This is a genomic window from Devosia sp. (genome assembly GCF_017744655.1).
In the GTDB taxonomy this organism is placed as follows: domain Bacteria; phylum Pseudomonadota; class Alphaproteobacteria; order Rhizobiales; family Devosiaceae; genus Devosia.
Window position 1 is genome coordinate 98,600 of sequence record NZ_JAGIAW010000007.1, and the last position, 19,070, is coordinate 117,669.

Sequence of the window (19,070 nt, forward strand, 5' to 3'; positions counted from 1 at the left end):
CCACGAACCGCTTCAGCTCGTTCTCGTCTACGCACCGGAGGTCCTGACTAAGGTCCAGGACCTATGGCGAGGGAATTCGCATGAACTCGGAAGCAGAAAGGGATCATCGCAGCTATGCTGGCTGGCATAGCCAGTGCATGTGTATGGTTCAGGAGACGTGGCAAGCCGCAGCACTGGGAACAAAAATGCTGGTGGTCCAGGCGGCCGCAGCAATGCTGACCCGCGAGCCCTAGCTGGATTTGTCGCCATCGATGATGGCCTGCACCTCGCGCTCGACCACATCGATGATGCGGCCGATGGCGCCGACGGCGGCGTCGGGACTTTCCGCGAGGATGGCGTCGGCCAGGTCGCGATGGATCGGGAAGGAATCGAGGCCGAAGACGTCGGCGGCAAAGGGCGATGAGCCCCCGCGTTCCAGGGCATGATCGAGGTTGACGAGCAATTGCCCATACATGGGGTTGCCCGAGGCGTCATAGATGGCGCCGTGGAAGGCGTGGTCAGCCTTGCGCCAGGGGCGGCCGGCATAGACTTCCACCAAGAGCACATCGCATAGGCGCGAGATTTCCTGGCGCTGCTCGCGCGTCGCCTTGATCGTCGCCTTGCGCACCACGTCGTTTTCGAGTGTGCGGCGAATTTCGAGGAGGCGCAGCAGCGCTTCGCCTTCGAGGCGCACCATAGTGGGCACGAGGCCGCGTGAGGTCTGCACGCGGGCCGAAAGATAGGTGCCATCGCCGCGACGGCGACGGATGATGCCAAGACCTTCCCAGCGATTGAGCGCTTCGCGGATGGTGGAACGGCCGACGCCGAGCGTTGCCGCCAGCGACACCTCTGGTGGCAGGCGATCACCGATCTTGAGCCCGGAGCGCTCGACCATGTCGGCCAGCGCGTCGAGCGTCGCCATGCCCCTGGTACGGGTTTCCAGCGGCTGGAGATAATCCAGGGCAGCCTGGCTCACGGCGTTATTCCTTCACTTCGGCGCGGGCCACCTTCACCACAGTTTGCGCCATTTGTCAGCCCTAGCCAGTGGCGGCGGCCCTCGCCTTGTCGAGACCGAGGAGTTCGGAGAGGGCATCGATCAGCTTGTCCATCTGTGGCCGGGAATTATAGCCCTGAACCGAGACGCGGGCGATGCAGTGATCCTGCCACTTGAACACTGGGATTTCGATGCGGTAGCGCTCGAACAGCTGCTTGTGGATTTCGGCCGTGTCGCATTCGGGGATGGGCATGGCGACCATCTGTGGCGCCGAGAATTCCGGGCTGCTGAGCGGGGGGAGCCCCGTCAGCTCGCCAAGGCGGCGCGCGGTATCCTGCGCCAGTTGGCGGCAGTGATCGGCAATGGAAGTCCAGTCGTTTTCCTTACGGAAGGCGATGGCCGAAGGCACGGCAAGCCAGGCCGAGGGATCACGCGTGCCCTGCATTTCAATACCGTCGATAAAGGGGGAATTGCCGAAGGCACCCAGTGCACCGGGTTCCTTGGATTCCTTGGTCCAGCCATGGCTGATGACGAGCGGATCGAGCAGGCCCTGCACCTCGGGCCGCGCATGGAGGAAGGCCGAACCCTTGGGCGTCATCATCCACTTGTGGCAATTGCCCGAATAGAAATCGGCGCCGAGCGTGTCGAGCGAGAGCGGAATATGGCCGGGCGTATGCGCGCCGTCGATGACTGACCAGATGCCGCGCTTTCGCGCTTCGGCGAGGGAGCGTTCGATGGGGAAGACGAGGGCGGTCGGCGAGGTGATGTGGCTGAGGAACAGTACCTTGGTGCGGTCGGTCATCCCTTCGGTGACCGCGTCGGTGAAAGCTTCCTCGGACACGAGCGGCATGGGCACCTTCACGACCACAATCTCGGCGCCGGTCTTGCGGCAGACATAGGCCCAGGTCTTTTCGAGCGCCGAATATTCGTGATCGGTCGTGAGGATCTGATCGCCGGGCTTGAGCGGCAGCGACTGGGCGACGATGTTGAGACCGCTGGTGGCGTTGATGACGGCGGCGATATTGTTGGGATCGGACCCGAGTTCGGCAGCGACGGCCTCGCGCGGGGTCCGCATCAGGTCGTTGAGGCGGCGGCCCAGAAATTCCACCGGTTCGCCTTCGAGTTCGAGCTGCAGCGCCTGATAAGCGGCAAAGACCGGACGGGGGCAGGCGCCGAAAGATCCGTGGTTCAGGAAAGTCACGTCCTCGCGAATGAGGAACTGACGGGCAAGATTGTCGGACACTTCAGCGGCCTTTCAGGGTCGGGTCGAGCGCATCGCGCAGCCCATCGCCAAAGAGCGAGGTTGCGAGCACGGTGATGGCAAGCGCGGCGGTCGGGAAGACGGCCAGATGCCAGTAGAAGAACATGAAATCAATGCCCTCATTGATCATCTGCCCCCATGTCGGCGTCGGCGGGGGCACGCCGACGCCGAGGAAACTAAGGCTGGCTTCGAGCATCATGGCGAGCGGAATGGCCAGCACGAAGCCGATGATGATCGGGCTGATCGAATTGGGAATGAGATGGCGGCGGATGATGTACCAGGGCGAGGCGCCAAGCGCCTGGGCGGCCCGCACGAATTCCTTCTCGCGAAAGGCTTTTATTTGGGCCCGGACGAGGAGGCAGACATTCACCCAGCCGAAAAGCGCGGCGATGAAGACGATGGTGCCATAGCCGCCACGGGTCAGTGCGCCGAGAAGGAGCGCGGCGAGGAGGGGCGGGACCACCGAGAACACCTCGATGATGCGCATGATGACCCAGTCGGTGCGGCCACCGAAATAGCCGGCGAGCGCGCCGAGGGGGATGCCCACGAGGACGCTGAAGAGGGCAGCCGTGAAGCCGATGGTCAGGGAAACGCGCGCGCCGTAGACGATGCGGGAATAGAAATCGCGGCCTAGATTGTCGACGCCGAACCAGTGTGCGGCCGACGGAAAGGCGAGGGCCTCGGTGAGGAAACTCTGGGCTTCCGGATTGTATGGCGTGATGAGCGGGGCAAACACCGCCATCAGGATCAGGATGCCCAGCACGACGCCGCCGATGACGGCTGCCTTGTTGGAGAGGAAGCGACGCCAGGCAAACCAGAGCGGGCTGCGCTGGCGGGTGGCGGCGATGGGTGCGGTTGCGTCGGTCATTCGGCGCCTCCCACGCGAATACGCGGATTGAGCAGCGCATAGGCGATGTCGGAGAGAAGGTAGGCGAGGCAATACATGAAGGTGATCAGCAGCATCAGCGCCATCTGCAGCGTGTAGTCGCGCACCTCGATGGAGGAGACGAAATAGGCGCCGAGCCCCGGCACGCGGAACATGGCTTCGACAAAGATCGAGCCGGTGGCCGTGCCGATGAACATGGGCAGGAAGACCGTCACCAGCGGGATCGCCGAATTGCGCATGACGTGCTGGAAGACGATGCGGCGCTCGCTGAGGCCCTTGGCACGGAGGACCGTGACGAATGGGCGGTTGAGCGTGTCGAGCACGGCGGAACGCGTGTAGCGGGCATAGGTCGCGAGCGGAATGGCCGCATAGCAGGCGATGGGTAGAATCCAGCGATTGGGTTGCGGCCAACCGCTCGCCGGCAGCCAGTTGAGCCAGACCGCAAAGATCAGGATCAGCAGCATCGAGGTGACGAAGACCGGGATGGTGAGCCCGAGCGTTGCGAGCGTCGAAGCCAGGTAGTCGATCCAGGTATTGCGATTGAGGGCGGCGGCCATGCCGAGGAGGATGCCGAGGGGCGCGCCAATGAGAACGCCGGTGCCGCCGAGAATGAGGCTGGGGACCCAGGCTCGCGAGATCAGTTCGACGACCGTTTCGCCCGGGCTCTGGAAGGGCACGCCGAAATCGAGATGCAGCACGCCCCACATATAGTTGAAATATTGGACATGCAGCGGCTGATCGAGGCCCCACTGCGCCATCATCTTGGCGCGCACGGCTTCCGAAACCGGCATGTCATTGGCATCGAACGGCCCGCCGGGGACCGAGTGCATCATCAGGAAGATGATGATCGACACCACGATGAAGGTGAATGCGACCGAGAGAATGCGACGGATGATATGGGTGAACATCGCACTCTCCTCAGGTCGTCACGATCGCCTCGACCCGGTGGCCCGGGGCGATGGTGACCAGTTGCGGATCGGCATTGGGCGCCGACCCTGTCTGAATGACGGTGTAGCGCGGCGTCCGCGCCTTGATCTCGTCAGCGGAAAGAAAGGTGCGGAGGCGCTTTTCCCGGGGATTAGTCGCGGGGATCGCGTCGAGCAAAGCCCGCGTATAGGGGTGTTGCGGTTCGGCAAACAGACGCTCGGTCGGTGCTTCCTCGACGACACGGCCGCGATACATGACGACGACGCTGTCGGTCAGCGATTTCACCGTGGACAGGTCGTGGCTGATGAAGAGGATCGAGAGCCCGAGTTCGGCCTGCAATTGTTTGAGCAGATTAATGATCTGCGCCTTGACCGTGACATCGAGGGCTGAGGTCGGCTCGTCGGCGACTAGCACGGTGGGTTCGAGGATCAGGGCGCGGGCAATGGCGACGCGCTGTCGTTGGCCGCCCGAAAGTTCGTGCGCGTAACGGCTGCCGAAATTGCGCGGCAGGCCGACGCGTTCGAGCCAGTTGAGCGCCTTTTCGGTCTGTTCGCGCGGCGTGCCCAAGCCGTGAATATGGAGCGGCTCGGCGATGATCTGCGCCAGCGTCATCATCGGGTCGAGCGCTGAATAGCTGTCCTGAAAGACGATCTGCATGCGCCGGCGGAATGGGATGAGCGCGGCCGGTTCGAGCTGGGAAATGTCTGTCCCATCGACGAGGATCTGGCCGCGGCTGGGCTCGGTCAGGCGCATGGCCATGAGGCCGGTCGTGGTCTTGCCCGAGCCGGATTCTCCCACCAAGGCGACAATACGATTGCGCGGTAGGACAACGTCGACTGTCTGCACCGCCTGAAACTCGCCCTGTACGACGCGAAAACCACTGCGGCGCCGGGTGTGGTAGGATTTGGCGAGACCGCGCAGTTCGAGCGCTGGCGCCACGGTGTCGGGCGCGCCCTTGGAGGGCTCGAAGCGGGAGTGAAGGCTCGCCAGCAGCGTCTTGGTATAAGTGTGCTGGGGCGCTTCGAAGACGTCCGTGACGGCGCCTTCTTCCATGATCTCGCCGCCATACATGACGACGACGCGATCCACCGTCTCGGCGATGACGCCGAGGTCATGGGTGATCATCACGAGGGCCATACCGAACTCGGCCTGGACCTTCTTGATGAGCTGGAGAATTTGCGCCTGGATGGTCACATCGAGCGCCGTGGTGGGCTCGTCGGCGATAAGAAGTTTTGGCCGGCACGACAGCGCCATGGCGATCATGGCGCGCTGCAGCATGCCGCCGGAAAGCTGGTGCGGATAATAGCCGAGCACATCGGCAGCGTTCTTGATTTCGACGCGCAACAGCAGCTGCTCGGCTTCGGCCAGAGCCTCGCGCTTGCCGACCTTGCGGTGTGCGCGAATAGTTTCGGCGATCTGGTGGCCGATGGTGAAGACCGGATCGAACGCGGTCATCGGGTCCTGGAAAATCATGGCGGCGGAGCGACCGCGCAACCGCGCCAGGTCCTCCTTGTTGGCCTTGAGCACATCGACGCCATCGAGGCGCAACTTGGTCGCTTCCACTTCGGCGGTCGCGGGCAGTAGGCGGAGGAGGGCGGAACAGCTCACGGACTTTCCGGAGCCGGATTCCCCGACAATGCCGACGCTTTCGCCTTCATTGACGCTAAAACTGACATGGCGCACCGCGTCGACCTTGCCGCCATATTGGCGAAAGCTGACGCGCAGGCCTTCGATTTCGACGAGAGGCATGAATTGGCCCTTGGTAGAGGACGCTTCCCGGCAAAGGCCGGGAAGCGCGTGGGTCGAAATGGGGCTACTGCTTGGTGATGTGCGTGAAGAAGTAGTGGCCGAGACGATCGAGCTGGGTGAACCCGAGCGAGTTCGGCGCGACGCCATCGCCGGTCAGCTGGTCGGACACCACGGCGATGGTCACCGGATGCACCAGCGGCAAGATCAGGCCCTGGTCGATCATCAGCTGTTCTGCTTCGGCATAGAGCTTGTAGCGGGTGTCCCAATCGCTTTCGCTATCGGCCTTGGCGATGATCTCGTCATATTCGGGAATGAAATAGCCGTGACGGCCACCATTGTAGAAGATGCCGTAGAAGTTCGACGGATCGAGATAATCGTACTCATAGGGCGCGATGAAGATGTTGTTCTTCTTGCCGCGCAGGCCATCCATCCATTCCGGGCCAGGGAGGGCGCGGATGTTGAGCGAAATGCCGAGCACTTCCTTGAATTCGGCCTGCAGGTACTGCGCCATGGCCGGGACGATAGCGCCGTTATAGCCGCCTTCTTCGCGATACCAGATTTCGACTTCCGGGAAGCCTTCGCCATTGGGGAAGCCGGCATCGGCCAGGAACTGCTTGGCCTTTTCGGGATCGAAGACGGCTTCGGCCGCGATGTCCGGATTGTACCCAGGATAGCCGGGCGGCAGGATCGAACCGGCCGGAATGGCGATGTCCTTGAGCACAGTCGAGGTCAGCTCGGCGCGATCGACGGCATAGTAGAAGGCGCGACGAACGTTGACGTCATTGAACGGGGCAGCATCGAGATCGTACGAAATGTACGAGGTCGCGAACACGGCATTCTTGCGGATGCCATCCGGGTAGCGCGCGGTCGCCACCGGCACCTGTCCGGTGTTGAGGAAGGAATAGTCGGCATCGCCGGCGAGGAAGGCGGGCAGGCCGACTTCAGGGGCATTGAGAGTCGGATCCAGTTCGAGGCGATCGATCATCGGCGACCACGGGCCGGTATAGGTATCGGACTTGGTGAAGACCACCGAGTTGTTCGACTTTTCCCAGCTCTCGATTTCGAACGGGCCGGACGAAACGATGGTGGCGACGTCGAGCGCCCAATCGTCGCCAAGTTCATCGACCTTGTGCTTGGGCACCGGATACCAAAGGCTGGTGACGGACGGCAGGTAGGGTTTTGGCGCGACGGTTGTCACTTCGATGGTGAGATCGTCCACGGCCTTGAGGCCAAGGGTCGAAACATCAGCGGTGCCTTCGGTGACTTCCTTCCAGCCCTTGATGCCGCCGGCAAAGTCCCAGTACCAGGCAAAGTCATAGCCGGAGGTCGCTGCGCGCTGCAGGGCGAAGACGAAGTCTTCGGCGGTCAGCGGCTCGCCATCGGACCAGACGAGGCCGGGGCGGAGCTTGAAAGTCCAGGTGAGGCCGTCTTCGGACTGGGTCCAGCTTTCGGCCGCCATCGGCGTCAGCTCGAATTCCTTGTCGAAGGTCGCGATCGGGATTTGCAACAGCTCGGAGCCGGTGCCGCGATCGTAGACGGTCTTCATGTAGTCCATGTAGGTGCCGGCGGTGCTGCCGCTCGGTGCCACCACGGTGGTTTGTGCCAGCACCGGCGCGGACAGCGACGTTGCAGCCACCATGATGCCTGCCAGTCTCACAAGTGCATTCATAGAGCTCCCTCCTTGATAAAGAGCCAGATGGACGTTCCCTCATGCGCCGTTACGTGCGGGATTTTAGTCCGCCGGAACGGTCACTCTCTTTGGCGCAGGGGCCCCCTCAGGCCCAGCGCTGCGACGGTTCGATTTCCCCTCAAATCCGTCTAATGACATATGTCTGACAAATACGAACAGGCTTGGCAAGGCGTGATCGCGCCAGAAGTTGGGCATCATGCATTTGCCCTCCGGCCAGGCATGAAACTGCGCGCTGCCGCTGTGATCGCCGCGGCGTCGATGCCGAAATGGGCATAGAGATCATGCACCGTGCCGGTCTGGCCAAAGTGCTCGACGCCGAGCGTTATCGTGCGGTGACCAAGCACGCTGCCGAGCCAGCCGAGCGTTGCCGGATGCCCGTCTATGGCGGTGATGAGGCCGGCCCGATCGGGCACGTCGGCCAGCAAGGTCTCGATATGGCTGCGGGCATCGCGGTCGCCATGGAGGCGCGCTCGTTGCGCGCCATGCCAGCCGGCATTGAGGCGATCGGCCGAGGTCACGGCGAGCACCGCAACATTGCGCCGATCACCGCCGATCTGTGCTGATGCTTCGATGGCTTCATTGGCCAGCACGCCCTGATAGGCGATGACCACCTCGCATTGTGGCGTTGGCGGTTTAAGCCAATAAGCGCCGCGAATGATGCCGTCGGACAGGGCCTTGTCCATCACCCGCATGGGCTGCTCGATGGTGCGCGTGGAGAGGCGCAGATAGACGGAGCCGCCGGTAACATCCCGTGGCCAATCGGCGAGATCGGGCCGGGCATCGCCCTGCCGCTGCATATAGTCAAAGGCCCAGTCCATGATGACCGACAATTCATCGGCGAAGGCCGGCTCGAAACTGGCAAGACCATCCTGCGCCATGCCGATCAGCGGCGAAGCAATCGACTGATGCGCGCCGCCTTCGCCGGCGAGAGACACGCCCGAGGGCGTCGCCACAAGCAGGAACCGCGCATCCTGATAGCAGGCATAGTTGAGGGCATCGAGGCCGCGGGAGATGAACGGATCATAGAGCGTGCCGATGGGCAGCAGGCGCTCGCCAAAAAGCGAATGGCTGAGCCCGGCGGCGCCGAGCATCAGGAACAGGTTCATTTCGGCAATGCCCAGTTCTATATGCTGCCCATCCGGCGCAAACCGCCACTTCTGGGTGGACGGAATGGCTTCCCTCTGGAAGACATCGGCCACCTCACTTCGCGCGAAAAGATTGCGCCGGTTCACCCACGGCCCGAGATTGGTCGAGACGGTCACGTCGGGCGATGTGGTGACGATCCGCCGCGCCAGATCGCTATCAGTCTTGGCAATGGCATCGAGAATGCGCCCGAAGGCTGCCTGCGTTGAGGTGGGGCCGGTCCCGACAAATTGCGGGCCGATGGTTTCAACCTGCGGCGAGGACAACCGACGGGAACCGGCAGCGTTGAACGACACCCTGTTCAGAAAGTCCTGCACGCCTTTGGGGTCTTTCAACCCCTCCAGCGGCTCCCATTCATGCCCCTCGCGGACATTCATCGATTGGCGCAATTGCTCGATCTGCGTTGATGTCATCTGCCCAGCATGATTGTCCTTGTGACCTGCCAGCGGCGTCGCCCAGCCTTTCACCGTATAGGCGATGAACACGGTCGGCTTGTCGCTCTGCGCGGCCTCGAATTGTTCGAGAAGGCTCGGAACACAGTGTCCACCAAGATTGGCCATCAGCTCCGCCAATTCCGCATCGCTGCGACGCGCCAGCAGGGCACTGACCGCTCCCTGATCCCCGATCTCGTCCGACAGCCGCTCGCGCCAGGCCGCGCCGCCGCGAAACATCAGCGCCGAATAAAGCGCGTTGGGCGCTGCATCGATCCAGGCCTTCAGCCTCTCCCCGCCCGGCTCGGCAAAGGCCTCCCGCTGCAATGCGCCATATTTGAGCGTGACCACATTCCAGTCGAAGGCACGAAAAATGGCTTCGATCCGATCGTAAAGCCCCTCGCGCACCACGCCGTCGAGGCTCTGGCGATTGTAGTCGATCACCCACCAGGTGTTGCGCAGCCCGTGCTTCCAACCCTCGAGCAGGCATTCATAGACATTGCCCTCGTCGAGTTCGGCATCGCCCACCAGCGCCACCATGCGGCCCTCCGGTCGGGTCGTATCCGCCCAGCTCTTGGCGCGGACATAGTCCTGAACCAGCGAAGCAAAGGCGGTGAAAGCAACGCCGAGCCCCACCGAGCCGGTGGAAATATCGACATCGTCCGTGTCCTTGGTCCGGCTCGGATAGGATTGCGCCCCGCCAAAGGCGCGGAAATCGACGAGTTTTTCCAGCGTCTGCTTGCCCAGCAGATACTGGATGGCATGGAACACCGGCGCGGCATGCGGCTTGACGGCGACGCGATCCTCGGGCCGCAACACGCCAAAATAAAGCGTGCTCATGATCGCCGCCATCGAGGCGGAACTGGCCTGATGCCCGCCAACCTTCACCCCATCGACATTGGGCCGGATATGATTGGCGTGGTGGATCATCCAGTTCGAAAGCCATAGGGCCTTCTTCGTCAACGCCCCGATATGCCAGATGCGCCGGTCACTATCCTTCACGACGAAACCTCCTCTTCCTCCCTCCCAGCCTGCACCTTGCTGTCAGGCAGATTTCGTCTAATTTAGCCAATTGAGCGCCTGGCTACGCAGGATTTCTCTTGTTTGGAGAGGATAATTGGCAGAATCCGCCAAGATCGAACTGACGGCGATAGACCGCAAAATCCTGCGGGCGCTGCAGGAGGATGGGCGAATGACCATCCAGGCGATCGCCGACCGAGTGGGGCTCTCGCCGTCACCCTGCCTGCGTCGCATCCGCCAGATGGAACGCGCTGAGATCATCACCGGCTATAGCGCAATGGTGGATCAGAAAGCGGCGGGCCTGCCGGTCTCGGTGTTCATTTCCATAAAACTGGAACGCCAGCGGGCGCGCGAACTGGACGCCTTTGCCGCGGCCATAAGCCGATGGCCGGAAGTCATGGACGCCTATCTCATGACCGGCCAATTCGACTTCCTGCTCCGGGTCGTCTGCGCCGACCTCGAAACCTATGAACATTTTTTGCGCGAGAAACTGACCCAGGTGGAAGGCGTCGCCTCGATCGAATCGAGCTTTTCGCTGGGGACGGTGAAAGTGGGGCGGGCGCTACCGCTCTAGACTTTTCTGCAAGGCGGGCACTGGCTTTCCGACGAACAATGTCAGTTTGGAGCGGTCGGAACCCGACCGCTCCTTTCTTGTCCTTATTGAGCGGCGACCGGCTCAAGTTTGGCGGCGATAAACTTGAAATTGCTCCACCACCACCATGGGCCTTCGTAGTAATTGTCGGCCGAGGGATAGTTAGTCCAATAGGTCTCGTTCACGGGCACGAACTTGGACGTACCGAACATTTCGATCGCCGGCAGGCCTTCGACAAGCTCCTTGAGGATGTCGGTGCCGAGCGGGACGATCTGCGGATCATCGGCCGGGATGGTGCGCAGCTTGTCGATCAGGGCACTGAGCTCATCATCGACATAGCGGCCCTGGTTGGACGAGGCGGGCGTTCCGTTTTCGCGCACATAGTCCTTGTGCCAGCCTTCCATGCGCACGAATGGGTCGGGCACGATGCCGCAGGACATGCCCCAATAGGAGCCGACTTCATAGTCGCCGGTATTTTCGGCGGTGAAGAAGGCGCCGGCCTGCATCTGCTGGACCTGAGCGGGAATGCCGAACTGCGTCCATTCATTGGCAACGGCAAAGGCGAGGCGCTGCGACTGCACCTCGAAATCGGCCGGGGCCAGGATGTTGATGGTAAAAGGCGTGCCGTCGGGCTTTTTCCAGACCCCGCCATCATTGGTGAAACCGACATCAAGGAGGAGCTTGGTCGCCTGTTCCGGATCATGCTTCCACCAGCCAACGCCGAGGAGTTCGCGCAAGGCCTCCGGATCCTCAGGGATATTCTCGATACCTTCGGAACGCAAACGCTCGCCGAGGCGCACGGCATAGTCGGGATCAAAGGGCTTGTAGCCGTCTTCAAGGGCGAATTCGCTGAGCCACTGGGCCATGGGCTGGTGGTAGGTGTCCATCAAGACGGTGGTCGGCGGGATGGCGAGCGGGGAGGCGCGCATCATGCCCGAGAAGGTAGCGATACTGGCCTGTTCGGCATTGATGGCCAGAGCCAGGGCCCAGCGCGTCCGAGCGTCGTCATAGGGCGCCTTGGACGTATTGAAATGCATGCCGCGCTCGCAAGGGTCATCGAGATTGGCATAGGGGAAATCGGTGAACCAGCCGCGCACCTTGTCGTTCTGGTTGCGCAGGATATCGAGGCTTTCGGGCGAGATGTCGGTCAGAATGTCGATCTCGTTGGACGCCATTGCGAGCACGCGGCGTTCCTCGGTGCCATAGCTGCGGAACAGCACATATTGCGGCTTGGGCTCGCCCACGATCTGGCCGACATCCGAATTCTGCCAGTCTTCGCGCTTTTCCCAGAGGAACCAGGTGCCGTTGGGGTCGTGATCCTTATACTTGTAGGCGCTGATGCTGACCGGCGGGAAATTGGGGAAAGTTGCCGGGTCCTGTCCTTCCCAGACATGCTGGGGCACGACGTGGAATGGATTGCCATAGATGACCGAGCCGAGGACGATGGAGAGACGCGGCGTCGGCTTGGTGGTGGTGATCTCGACCGTGTGGTCGTCCACCTTGGTCATCGAGGCGATCTGGGCGGTATAGGCGGCGCTGTAGCCGAGGGCCGGCGTGTTGCGCAGCATCTGGTCGGTAAAAATCACGTCGTCGGCGGTGAAGGCTTCGCCATCGCTCCAAGTTAGGCCCTGGCGCAGCGGGACTGTGAAAACAGTGAAATCCGCGTTGGCGATCGGCATTTCGGCGGCAAGATCGGGGATCTGAGAGCCCTTGGCCGTGTCGATGTCATAGAGCAGCGCGCCAGCCATCTGGTGATAGCCATGATTGGTGGTCACGCCCTGCTGATACATGTTCATATTGGTCGGATTGCCGACGCGGGCATTGAGCATGTCGACGATCAATGTCTCGGCACGTGGCGTGCCGACATCGGTCATTTCTTGGGCCCAGGCCGGTACGGTGGCACCGGACAGCATGGTGCCGCCCATGAGGACGGCGAGCCCGAGAGCCATGAGGGCTCTTTGCGGGCGGTGAACTTGAATTGGTAACATGATTTCTCCTCCGTTTGTTTCAGGCGTTGGCCGGCGGCTGGTTCGAGCCAGTCTTTTGCCGGGATGAATGGGTGGGATAGGCGCTGTCGATGGCGTCGAGCTCGCTCCAGCGCTCCCCGACTGTGGGGATCGCCGCCATCAGTTCGCGCGTATAGGCCTCGCTTGGATTGTCGAGGATGTCGGTAGGTACGCCGCTCTCCACCACGCGGCCATGGTTCATGATCGCCACTTGGTCGGACAGGTAATAGGCCGTCGAGAGGTCGTGGGTGATGTAGATGAATGACACGCCCTGCTCTTCCACGATGGTGCGGAAGAGATTGACGATGGACATGCGCAGGCTGGCATCGACCATCGAGACGGGCTCGTCGGCGACGATCAGCTTGGGCTGCGGGATAAGGGCCCGCGCCACGCTGATGCGCTGCAATTCGCCGCCCGAGAACTGGCGGATATATTTGCCGCGAATGCGCTCGAGGCTGAGATTGACCGAGCGCAGCGCCCGGTCGGCCAAGCGATCGGCCTCCTCGACCGACTTCGCGACTTTGAGGTTGAGCGCGGTGCGCCGGAGATAGTCCTCGATCGGCAGATAGGCGCTGAAGGCCTCAAACGGATTCTGGAAGATGGGCTGCACCAGCCGGCGGAATTCGAGACTATCGATCCGCCCTTCCTTGCCTATGAGCGGGCGGCCGAGGAGGCGAATATCGCCTTCGCTTGGCTCGACGAGGCGAAGGACCATGCGCGCCAATGTGGTCTTGCCCGAACCGGATTCGCCGACGATGGAGAAGACCTGCGGCTTGGCCGGCAGGGTGAAAGAAACGTCGTCGACGGCCTTGAAATGGGTGCCGCCAAAGAAGCCGCCCTTGCGATAGGAGCGGCTGACATTGCGGACTTCGAGAATGGAAGCGTCGCTCATGCGCCCGCTCCCACCCGATCCACCGCCCGCTGGCCGTGGAGGCGCGGCAGCGAGGCGATGAGATTGCGGGTATAGTCGTGTTGCGGATTGGCAAAGATATCAGCCGTGCGGCCGGCCTCGACAATCTGGCCCTTGTACATGATCACCAGCCGGTCGGTGATCTGGTAGTGCACGCCAAGATCGTGGCTGACCAGCACGAGCGTGTTCTGCAACCGTCGCTGGATTTCGACCATCATGAGCAGGATCTTTTTCTGCACCACCACGTCGAGTGCCGTCGTCGGCTCGTCGGCGAGGATGAGGCGGGGATTGACGAAGGCGGCGATGGCCACCAGCACACGCTGCCGCATGCCGCCCGAAAGCTGGTGCGGATAGGCGTCGAGCACATTTTCTTCGAGCCCGAAGCCGGCAAGGAATTTTGCGATGCGGGCCCGCAATTCCCGGCGGCCGCCACCGCGTTCGCGCCTGGGCAGCCCGTCGACAACCTGCTTCTCGATTTTCATCAGCGGGTTGAGCACGCTCATCGAGCCCTGCGGGATATAGCTGATCTGGTCCCACCAGAGATCGCGGAACAGGCTCGACGGCTTTTCGATCGTCTTGCCAGTCGCAGCGTCGGTAAAACGGCCGGTTACGGTGCCGGACTTGATACGGAGGCCCGTCGAGAAGTCGCCATAGACCGCTCGCATCAGCGTCGATTTGCCCGAGCCGGATTCCCCGGCAATGCCGATGATTTCGTTGCTGCCGATGGTGAAACTGACGCCATCGACCGCGGTGATGAAGCCGGCCGCGCCGTAGCCGACCGTGACATTGTCGATGCTGATCATACGCTCATCCTCTTCGCGGCGGACTGCATGGAGAGGCCCGAGGAGACGAGAAAGAGGCCGATGAAAAGAAGGACGATGGCGACCACGGGAGAGCCGATCCAGACGTATTTACCGCCCAACAGCGCCTGATAGTTGATGGCCCAATAGATCATGGTGCCGAGCGTCGCCTGCTGGGCGCTGGAGAGACCGATGACCGCCAGGGCGCTCTCGGTCGAAATGCCGACCAGCACCGTGTTGATGAAATTGGCCGCCGACCAGCCGGCGATATAGGGGAAGATGTGCCGTATGAGGATGCGCGAGCTGGATTCTCCCGAGAACCAGGCGACATTGATGAATTCGCGCTCGCGCATCGTCAGCGCCACGGCGCGCACCTGTCGGGCCGGATAGGGCCAGTTGAAGACCACTAGCAGCAGGCCGACGATGGGTAGCGCCAATTGACCGCCGAAGAGCGCGGCCATCAGAATCAGGATGGGCAGCGTCGGAATGCAGAGCAGTGCATCCATGAAAAAGCTCAGCACCCGATCGAGCCAGCCCCCGGCATAGCCGGCGGCAAGGCCGAGGAAGACGCCGATGACCGTCGACAGCCCGGCAACGATCAGCCCGAGGATGATCGAATTGCGCAGAGCATAGGTGAGGAGCCAGAAGACGTCCTGACCGAGACTGGTCGTCCCCAGCCAATAGGCGCCACTGGGGTTCTGGTTGCGCGGAGCCGAATACCAGACGAGCGGATCGCCGGGCGCCAGCCAGGGCAGAATCCCGCCAACGACGATACACACCGCCAGGAGCAGAAGGCCGAGATAGAGCCGGAACGGCGCATGGGTAAAGAAACTGCGCATCGGTCTACCTGTGCCGGATACGAGGATCGAGAAGGGGATAGATGAGGTCGATGATCATGGTCGCGGTCGCGACGGCGATCACCGAAAGGCTGATCGTGCCCATCAGCAGGTTGAAGTCGCCCTGCAACACGGCCGTGTAAATCAGCAGCCCAAGGCCCGGATAATCGAACAGGATTTCGGTGATCAGCGAGCCGTTGAACATCAGCCCGATCTGCAGGGCGAGAAAGGTGATCTGCGGCAGGAGGGCATTGGGCAGGATATAAGCGGTGAGGATGCGCCCATCGCTGAGGCCTTTCAGCCTTGCATAGCGCGCGAACTCCTCTTCCTTCAGGGCTGATGTCTGCGCCTTGACGCTGATCACCCACCAGCCGAACACCACAATGACGATCGACATGGCCGGCAGGAACGAGTTCCAGACTATACTGGAGACCAACTCCCAACTCCATGGCGCGCCGCGAATGGTGGTGGTGAGCGGAAATATCTTCCAGACATAGGAAAAGAGGATCGATAGCACGAGCGCGAGGATGTAATAGGGGATCGGATAGAGGCAGATCGCGATCCCCTCCATCACTCGCGAACTATTCGAATTGGGCCGCCAGCCGGAGAGCAGGCCGACGAAATTGCCCAGGATCCAGGCGATCAGCGTCGAGCTCAGCAGCAGGCCAAAAGTCCAGGGCAGCGCATTCCAGATCAGCTCCATCACCGGGGTGGGATACATGGAGAGCGATGGGCCAAAGTCGGCGCTGAACACGATGCGATTGACGAAGGCGCCGTACTGCTCCCAGAGCGAGCCACCGAGCCCAAAAGTGTCGATGAGCGACTGGCGCAGCTTGTCGACCTGCGCGGGGTCCATATAGGCGCCCTGCGAGGCGACCTTGGCCAGCATGGCCTCCACCGGATCGGTGGGGCCAAGACGCGGCACGAAGAACAGCACGGTGAGCGCGAAGACGATCACCAGCGCATAGACCACGAGCCGCCCAGCAATGAAGCGGAGGAGGTGCATGGTCAGATGATCTCGAGATAGTCGCGGTCGGGCAGTTGCGAGAACGGCGCCGTGGGCAGGGTCTGGTACCAGAAGGCGACCGAGGCGATGTCATCCTGCAACGGCAGGTAGCGCCGATCCTTCTTTTCCGTGCGCCAGCCGAGAGCCTGGATGGTCACCCGCAGATCGCTGTCGAAGCGGATCGGATCGTGGACGTGCCAGCGATACATGCCGAAGCGCGTCTGGCTCTGATAGGTGCCGTCGGGCCGCAAGACCTGCGGCAGGCCGGCATAGGGCGTGGTGAATTCGCGATAGCGGCTGTCCATGGTGGCATCGACGACGCCGCCGTCGAAATTATAGGCGCCGCAGAAATAGTCCTCGGTGCCGGTGCCGCAGATGGTGGGGAATTGCTTGTCCCCATCCATGAAGAATTTGATCTCGCCCTCGCCCCACCAGCCGGCATTGTTGACGCCCCAGGCCATATAGGTGCCCACATATTGACCCTGCCCGCTCACGCCATCGAGGATGGTGTAATCCTCCTTGAACGGCAGCGGATTGGTGCGGCGGAACTGCGCGTGGAAATAGGCGGCGTCATCTGGCACTTCCGCGAGCGCATAGTTGATCTGGTAATAGATGATGCCGAAATCGTCGGGATCGCGGTTTTCGATGGTGATGCGGGCGCGCTTCTTGAATGGCATCTGCCAGTAGCAATTGAAGGCGCGGCCCGGATTGACGCAGACGGCGAGCGAGGTGACCTGCGCAAAGCGGTTCCAGCCCGAGCAGAAGAAGTCGCCCACCGGCGCCTCCACGGAAGGATGCTCCTGATCGTCCCAATAGATGCGCAGGATCAGGTCGCGCCAGCGCAGATTGGCTGTGGTCAGCCAGATCTGTTGGATGGCGCCCGGTCCTTCGATATCGGCGAGAACGCGGGTTTCATGGGCTTCGATACGGATGGAGGGCGATACCTTCCAGCCCTGGCCGAGGCCCCGGGCGCAATCCGCTCCGGTTCCTTCGGTGGCCATGCCGCCCCTGCCCTTTTCACCGGTGAAATTCTCCGGTGAAATAGAGCGGGTTTTGGCTTGAGACAGGCGGTAAAGATTGCCCAGATTGACGTCGAGGCCGGAAAAGGGAGCGTTCATGTGGTATTCCGCAGCGTTGAGGCAGCAACCATCCGGTCGCGCGCCACTAGGCGCCCGTCGCAATGGCCCGATGAAGCAAAGACGTAACTGCGCAGCGCCGGGCGGCGACTGCGAGAGACATTTGCGATGAAGAAGAAGACGGCGGGCGAGGCCCTATGTGGTAGAGTCGAAGTGCAGCATCGATGTCCTCCCGAAGGTGGATGGACTGCCGGCTTCTTGTCCGTGCTAACCCATTCCCATCCCGTCGACAGCGTCTGGTCGCCATCCGACAAGGGCACCATAACAAGCAATTTCGCATTTGCAAATGCATTCACAAATCAATTTGCAAATCGATTTTGGCAATGATAGCGATCCCTCTATGACAACGATTTCCAAGGTTGCCGAACGCGCCGGCGTCTCCCGCACTACCGTTTCGCACGTGCTCAATCACGCAGACCGCGTCTCAGAGCATCTTCGCACCCGCGTCCTCGCGGCGATCGACGAGATGGGTTATGTGCCCAATCCGCAAGCCCAGAGCCTACGAACCGGCCGCACGAATATCGTCGCCCTGCTCATCCCCGATATCCGCAACCCCTTTTATCCGGAGCTCGTCAAAACGGCGCAGTCGGACCTCGAAGCGATCGGGCTCGACACCATGATCTTCAACTCCGACGTGCCGGGCGGACATCCGCAGGACCATAACCGCGAATATCTCAGGCAGATTCGCAACAAGCGAGTCGACGGCCTCATCGTGGGCGACTTTGCGCTCCACCGCATGCATGACGAACTGCTCAAGCTCGACATCCCGACCGTCTTCATTGGTGACCTGCCCAATCGCGCCGTGGATAGCGTCAAGATCGACGATTTTGGCGGGGGCTATGCCATGGGGAAGCTTCTCGCCCAAAAGGGCCATCGTCGCGTGGCCCACGTCACCGGCCCCGCTCATTTCGCCGAAGCGATGGCGAGGGCCGATGGCATTGAAAAAGGCTTGGCCGACCACGGCGCTCCGCCGAGCGCCGACCTGCGCTATGAAGGGACCTATCTTGCGCCTTCGGGCGAAGAGGCGGTCGACTGGCTGGTCGAACACCGCCGCGGCAACATGCCGAGCGCCATCTTCTTCGCCAATTATCTCATGGCCATGGCCGGACTGGCGCGTCTGCACGATCACAATATCCGCGTCCCCGAGGACATCGCCGTCGCCGTCTTCGGTGACCAGCCGGAAATGCGCTATGTGCGCCCCACCCTGACGAGGGTTGGCGTCGCTCCTTCTGCACTGGCGCACCGCGCCGTTGCAATGCTGATCGAGCGGCTGAATGGGGTCTACACCGGCGAGGTCAGAGCCGAAGTTCTTGAATGCGCCGTTAGAGAATTTGCCAGCGCTTGAAGCACGCGTTGAGCCAGTGGCCTAGACCTCGCTCCCCAAGAGCTTTGAAAGCAAAGGTTTGCTGAACCAACTGTGGAACCACAACAATGCTAAAGCCACAGCTTCGCGTAGTATTTTGGACACCATAGGCGAAGACATCGAACCATATTAGTCCAGCACAAGATGTCTTAAATTCTGTCTGCTATTGTGTCGGCCAATCCCGTCAGGCCCAATGGTCTGACACGACACCGAAAATAGCGAGAGCTGCGCGTGAAACCAACGTCTCGGCCCCGAACGATGACGGATACGACCAAATACTCCTCCCGGCTGATCCTGGCTTACAAGATCTCTGCGGCGGCAGTGTCGGCTTTGTCTGTGTT

15 protein-coding genes are annotated in these 19,070 nt (G+C 61.7%); 2 read left to right on the top strand and 13 right to left on the bottom strand.

From position 1 onward, the window contains the following. Positions 1–229 precede the first annotated feature (229 nt). The 7 genes from J7557_RS14175 to J7557_RS14205 form a co-directional block, all read right to left on the bottom strand. Entirely contained in the window at positions 230–955 is a 726-nt protein-coding gene (locus J7557_RS14175) for a FadR/GntR family transcriptional regulator (RefSeq protein WP_291420707.1), read from the bottom strand. Between the two features lie 61 nt (positions 956–1,016). Then, positions 1,017–2,216, bottom strand: a complete 1,200-nt coding sequence (locus tag J7557_RS14180) for an aminotransferase class V-fold PLP-dependent enzyme (RefSeq protein ID WP_291420708.1) — start codon at positions 2,214–2,216, stop codon at positions 1,017–1,019. Between the two features lies 1 nt (position 2,217). Continuing rightward, positions 2,218–3,102: an ABC transporter permease gene (locus J7557_RS14185; protein WP_291420709.1), complete on the bottom strand. Its 885-nt coding sequence runs from the start codon at positions 3,100–3,102 to the stop codon at positions 2,218–2,220. Beyond that, positions 3,099–4,028: an ABC transporter permease gene (locus J7557_RS14190; protein WP_291420710.1), complete on the bottom strand. Its 930-nt coding sequence runs from the start codon at positions 4,026–4,028 to the stop codon at positions 3,099–3,101. The genes J7557_RS14185 and J7557_RS14190 overlap by 4 nt, the downstream gene beginning before the upstream one ends. 10 nt (positions 4,029–4,038) lie before the next feature. After that, positions 4,039–5,796 (bottom strand): ABC transporter ATP-binding protein, encoded by a 1,758-nt coding sequence (locus tag J7557_RS14195; protein ID WP_291420711.1) that lies wholly within the window; start codon positions 5,794–5,796, stop codon positions 4,039–4,041. A 64-nt stretch (positions 5,797–5,860) separates the two neighbouring features. Beyond that, the gene (locus J7557_RS14200; RefSeq protein WP_291420712.1) at positions 5,861–7,465 is read right to left on the bottom strand and encodes an ABC transporter substrate-binding protein; all 1,605 of its coding nucleotides are present in this window, start codon (positions 7,463–7,465) and stop codon (positions 5,861–5,863) included. 215 nt (positions 7,466–7,680) lie between these two features. After that, positions 7,681–9,990, bottom strand: a complete 2,310-nt coding sequence (locus J7557_RS14205) for a transketolase (RefSeq protein WP_291420967.1) — start codon at positions 9,988–9,990, stop codon at positions 7,681–7,683. Positions 9,991–10,177: 187 nt separating this feature from the next. Between J7557_RS14205 and J7557_RS14210 the strand changes: the two genes are divergently transcribed. Further along, positions 10,178–10,654, top strand: coding sequence for an Lrp/AsnC family transcriptional regulator (locus J7557_RS14210; protein ID WP_084587778.1), 477 nt, complete (start codon positions 10,178–10,180; stop codon positions 10,652–10,654). A gap of 83 nt (positions 10,655–10,737) precedes the next feature. Here the strand turns inward: J7557_RS14210 and J7557_RS14215 are convergent, their stop codons facing one another. Genes J7557_RS14215 through J7557_RS14240 form a run of 6 tightly spaced genes read right to left on the bottom strand, consistent with a single transcriptional unit; the run spans position 10,738 to position 17,348 of the window. Continuing rightward, a complete protein-coding gene (locus J7557_RS14215) occupies positions 10,738–12,621 on the bottom strand; it encodes an ABC transporter substrate-binding protein (RefSeq protein ID WP_291420713.1) in 1,884 nt (627 codons plus the stop codon). Positions 12,622–12,679: 58 nt separating this feature from the next. After that, the gene (locus J7557_RS14220; RefSeq protein ID WP_291420714.1) at positions 12,680–13,570 is read right to left on the bottom strand and encodes an ABC transporter ATP-binding protein; all 891 of its coding nucleotides are present in this window, start codon (positions 13,568–13,570) and stop codon (positions 12,680–12,682) included. After that, positions 13,567–14,391, bottom strand: coding sequence for an ABC transporter ATP-binding protein (locus tag J7557_RS14225; RefSeq protein WP_291420715.1), 825 nt, complete (start codon positions 14,389–14,391; stop codon positions 13,567–13,569). Before J7557_RS14225 ends, J7557_RS14220 begins: the two co-directional genes overlap by 4 nt. Next, entirely contained in the window at positions 14,388–15,227 is an 840-nt protein-coding gene (locus tag J7557_RS14230; RefSeq protein WP_291420716.1) for an ABC transporter permease, read from the bottom strand. The genes J7557_RS14225 and J7557_RS14230 overlap by 4 nt, the downstream gene beginning before the upstream one ends. A gap of 4 nt (positions 15,228–15,231) precedes the next feature. After that, a complete protein-coding gene (locus J7557_RS14235; protein ID WP_035085705.1) occupies positions 15,232–16,230 on the bottom strand; it encodes an ABC transporter permease in 999 nt (332 codons plus the stop codon). Positions 16,231–16,232: 2 nt separating this feature from the next. Beyond that, the gene (locus J7557_RS14240; RefSeq protein ID WP_291420717.1) at positions 16,233–17,348 is read right to left on the bottom strand and encodes a glycoside hydrolase family 172 protein; all 1,116 of its coding nucleotides are present in this window, start codon (positions 17,346–17,348) and stop codon (positions 16,233–16,235) included. 358 nt (positions 17,349–17,706) lie between these two features. On the opposite strand from J7557_RS14240, the gene J7557_RS14245 reads away from it, so the two are divergent. Next, on the top strand, positions 17,707–18,711 hold the full coding sequence (locus tag J7557_RS14245) for a LacI family DNA-binding transcriptional regulator (protein WP_291420718.1): 1,005 nt from the start codon (positions 17,707–17,709) through the stop codon (positions 18,709–18,711). Positions 18,712–19,070: the final 359 nt, after the last annotated feature.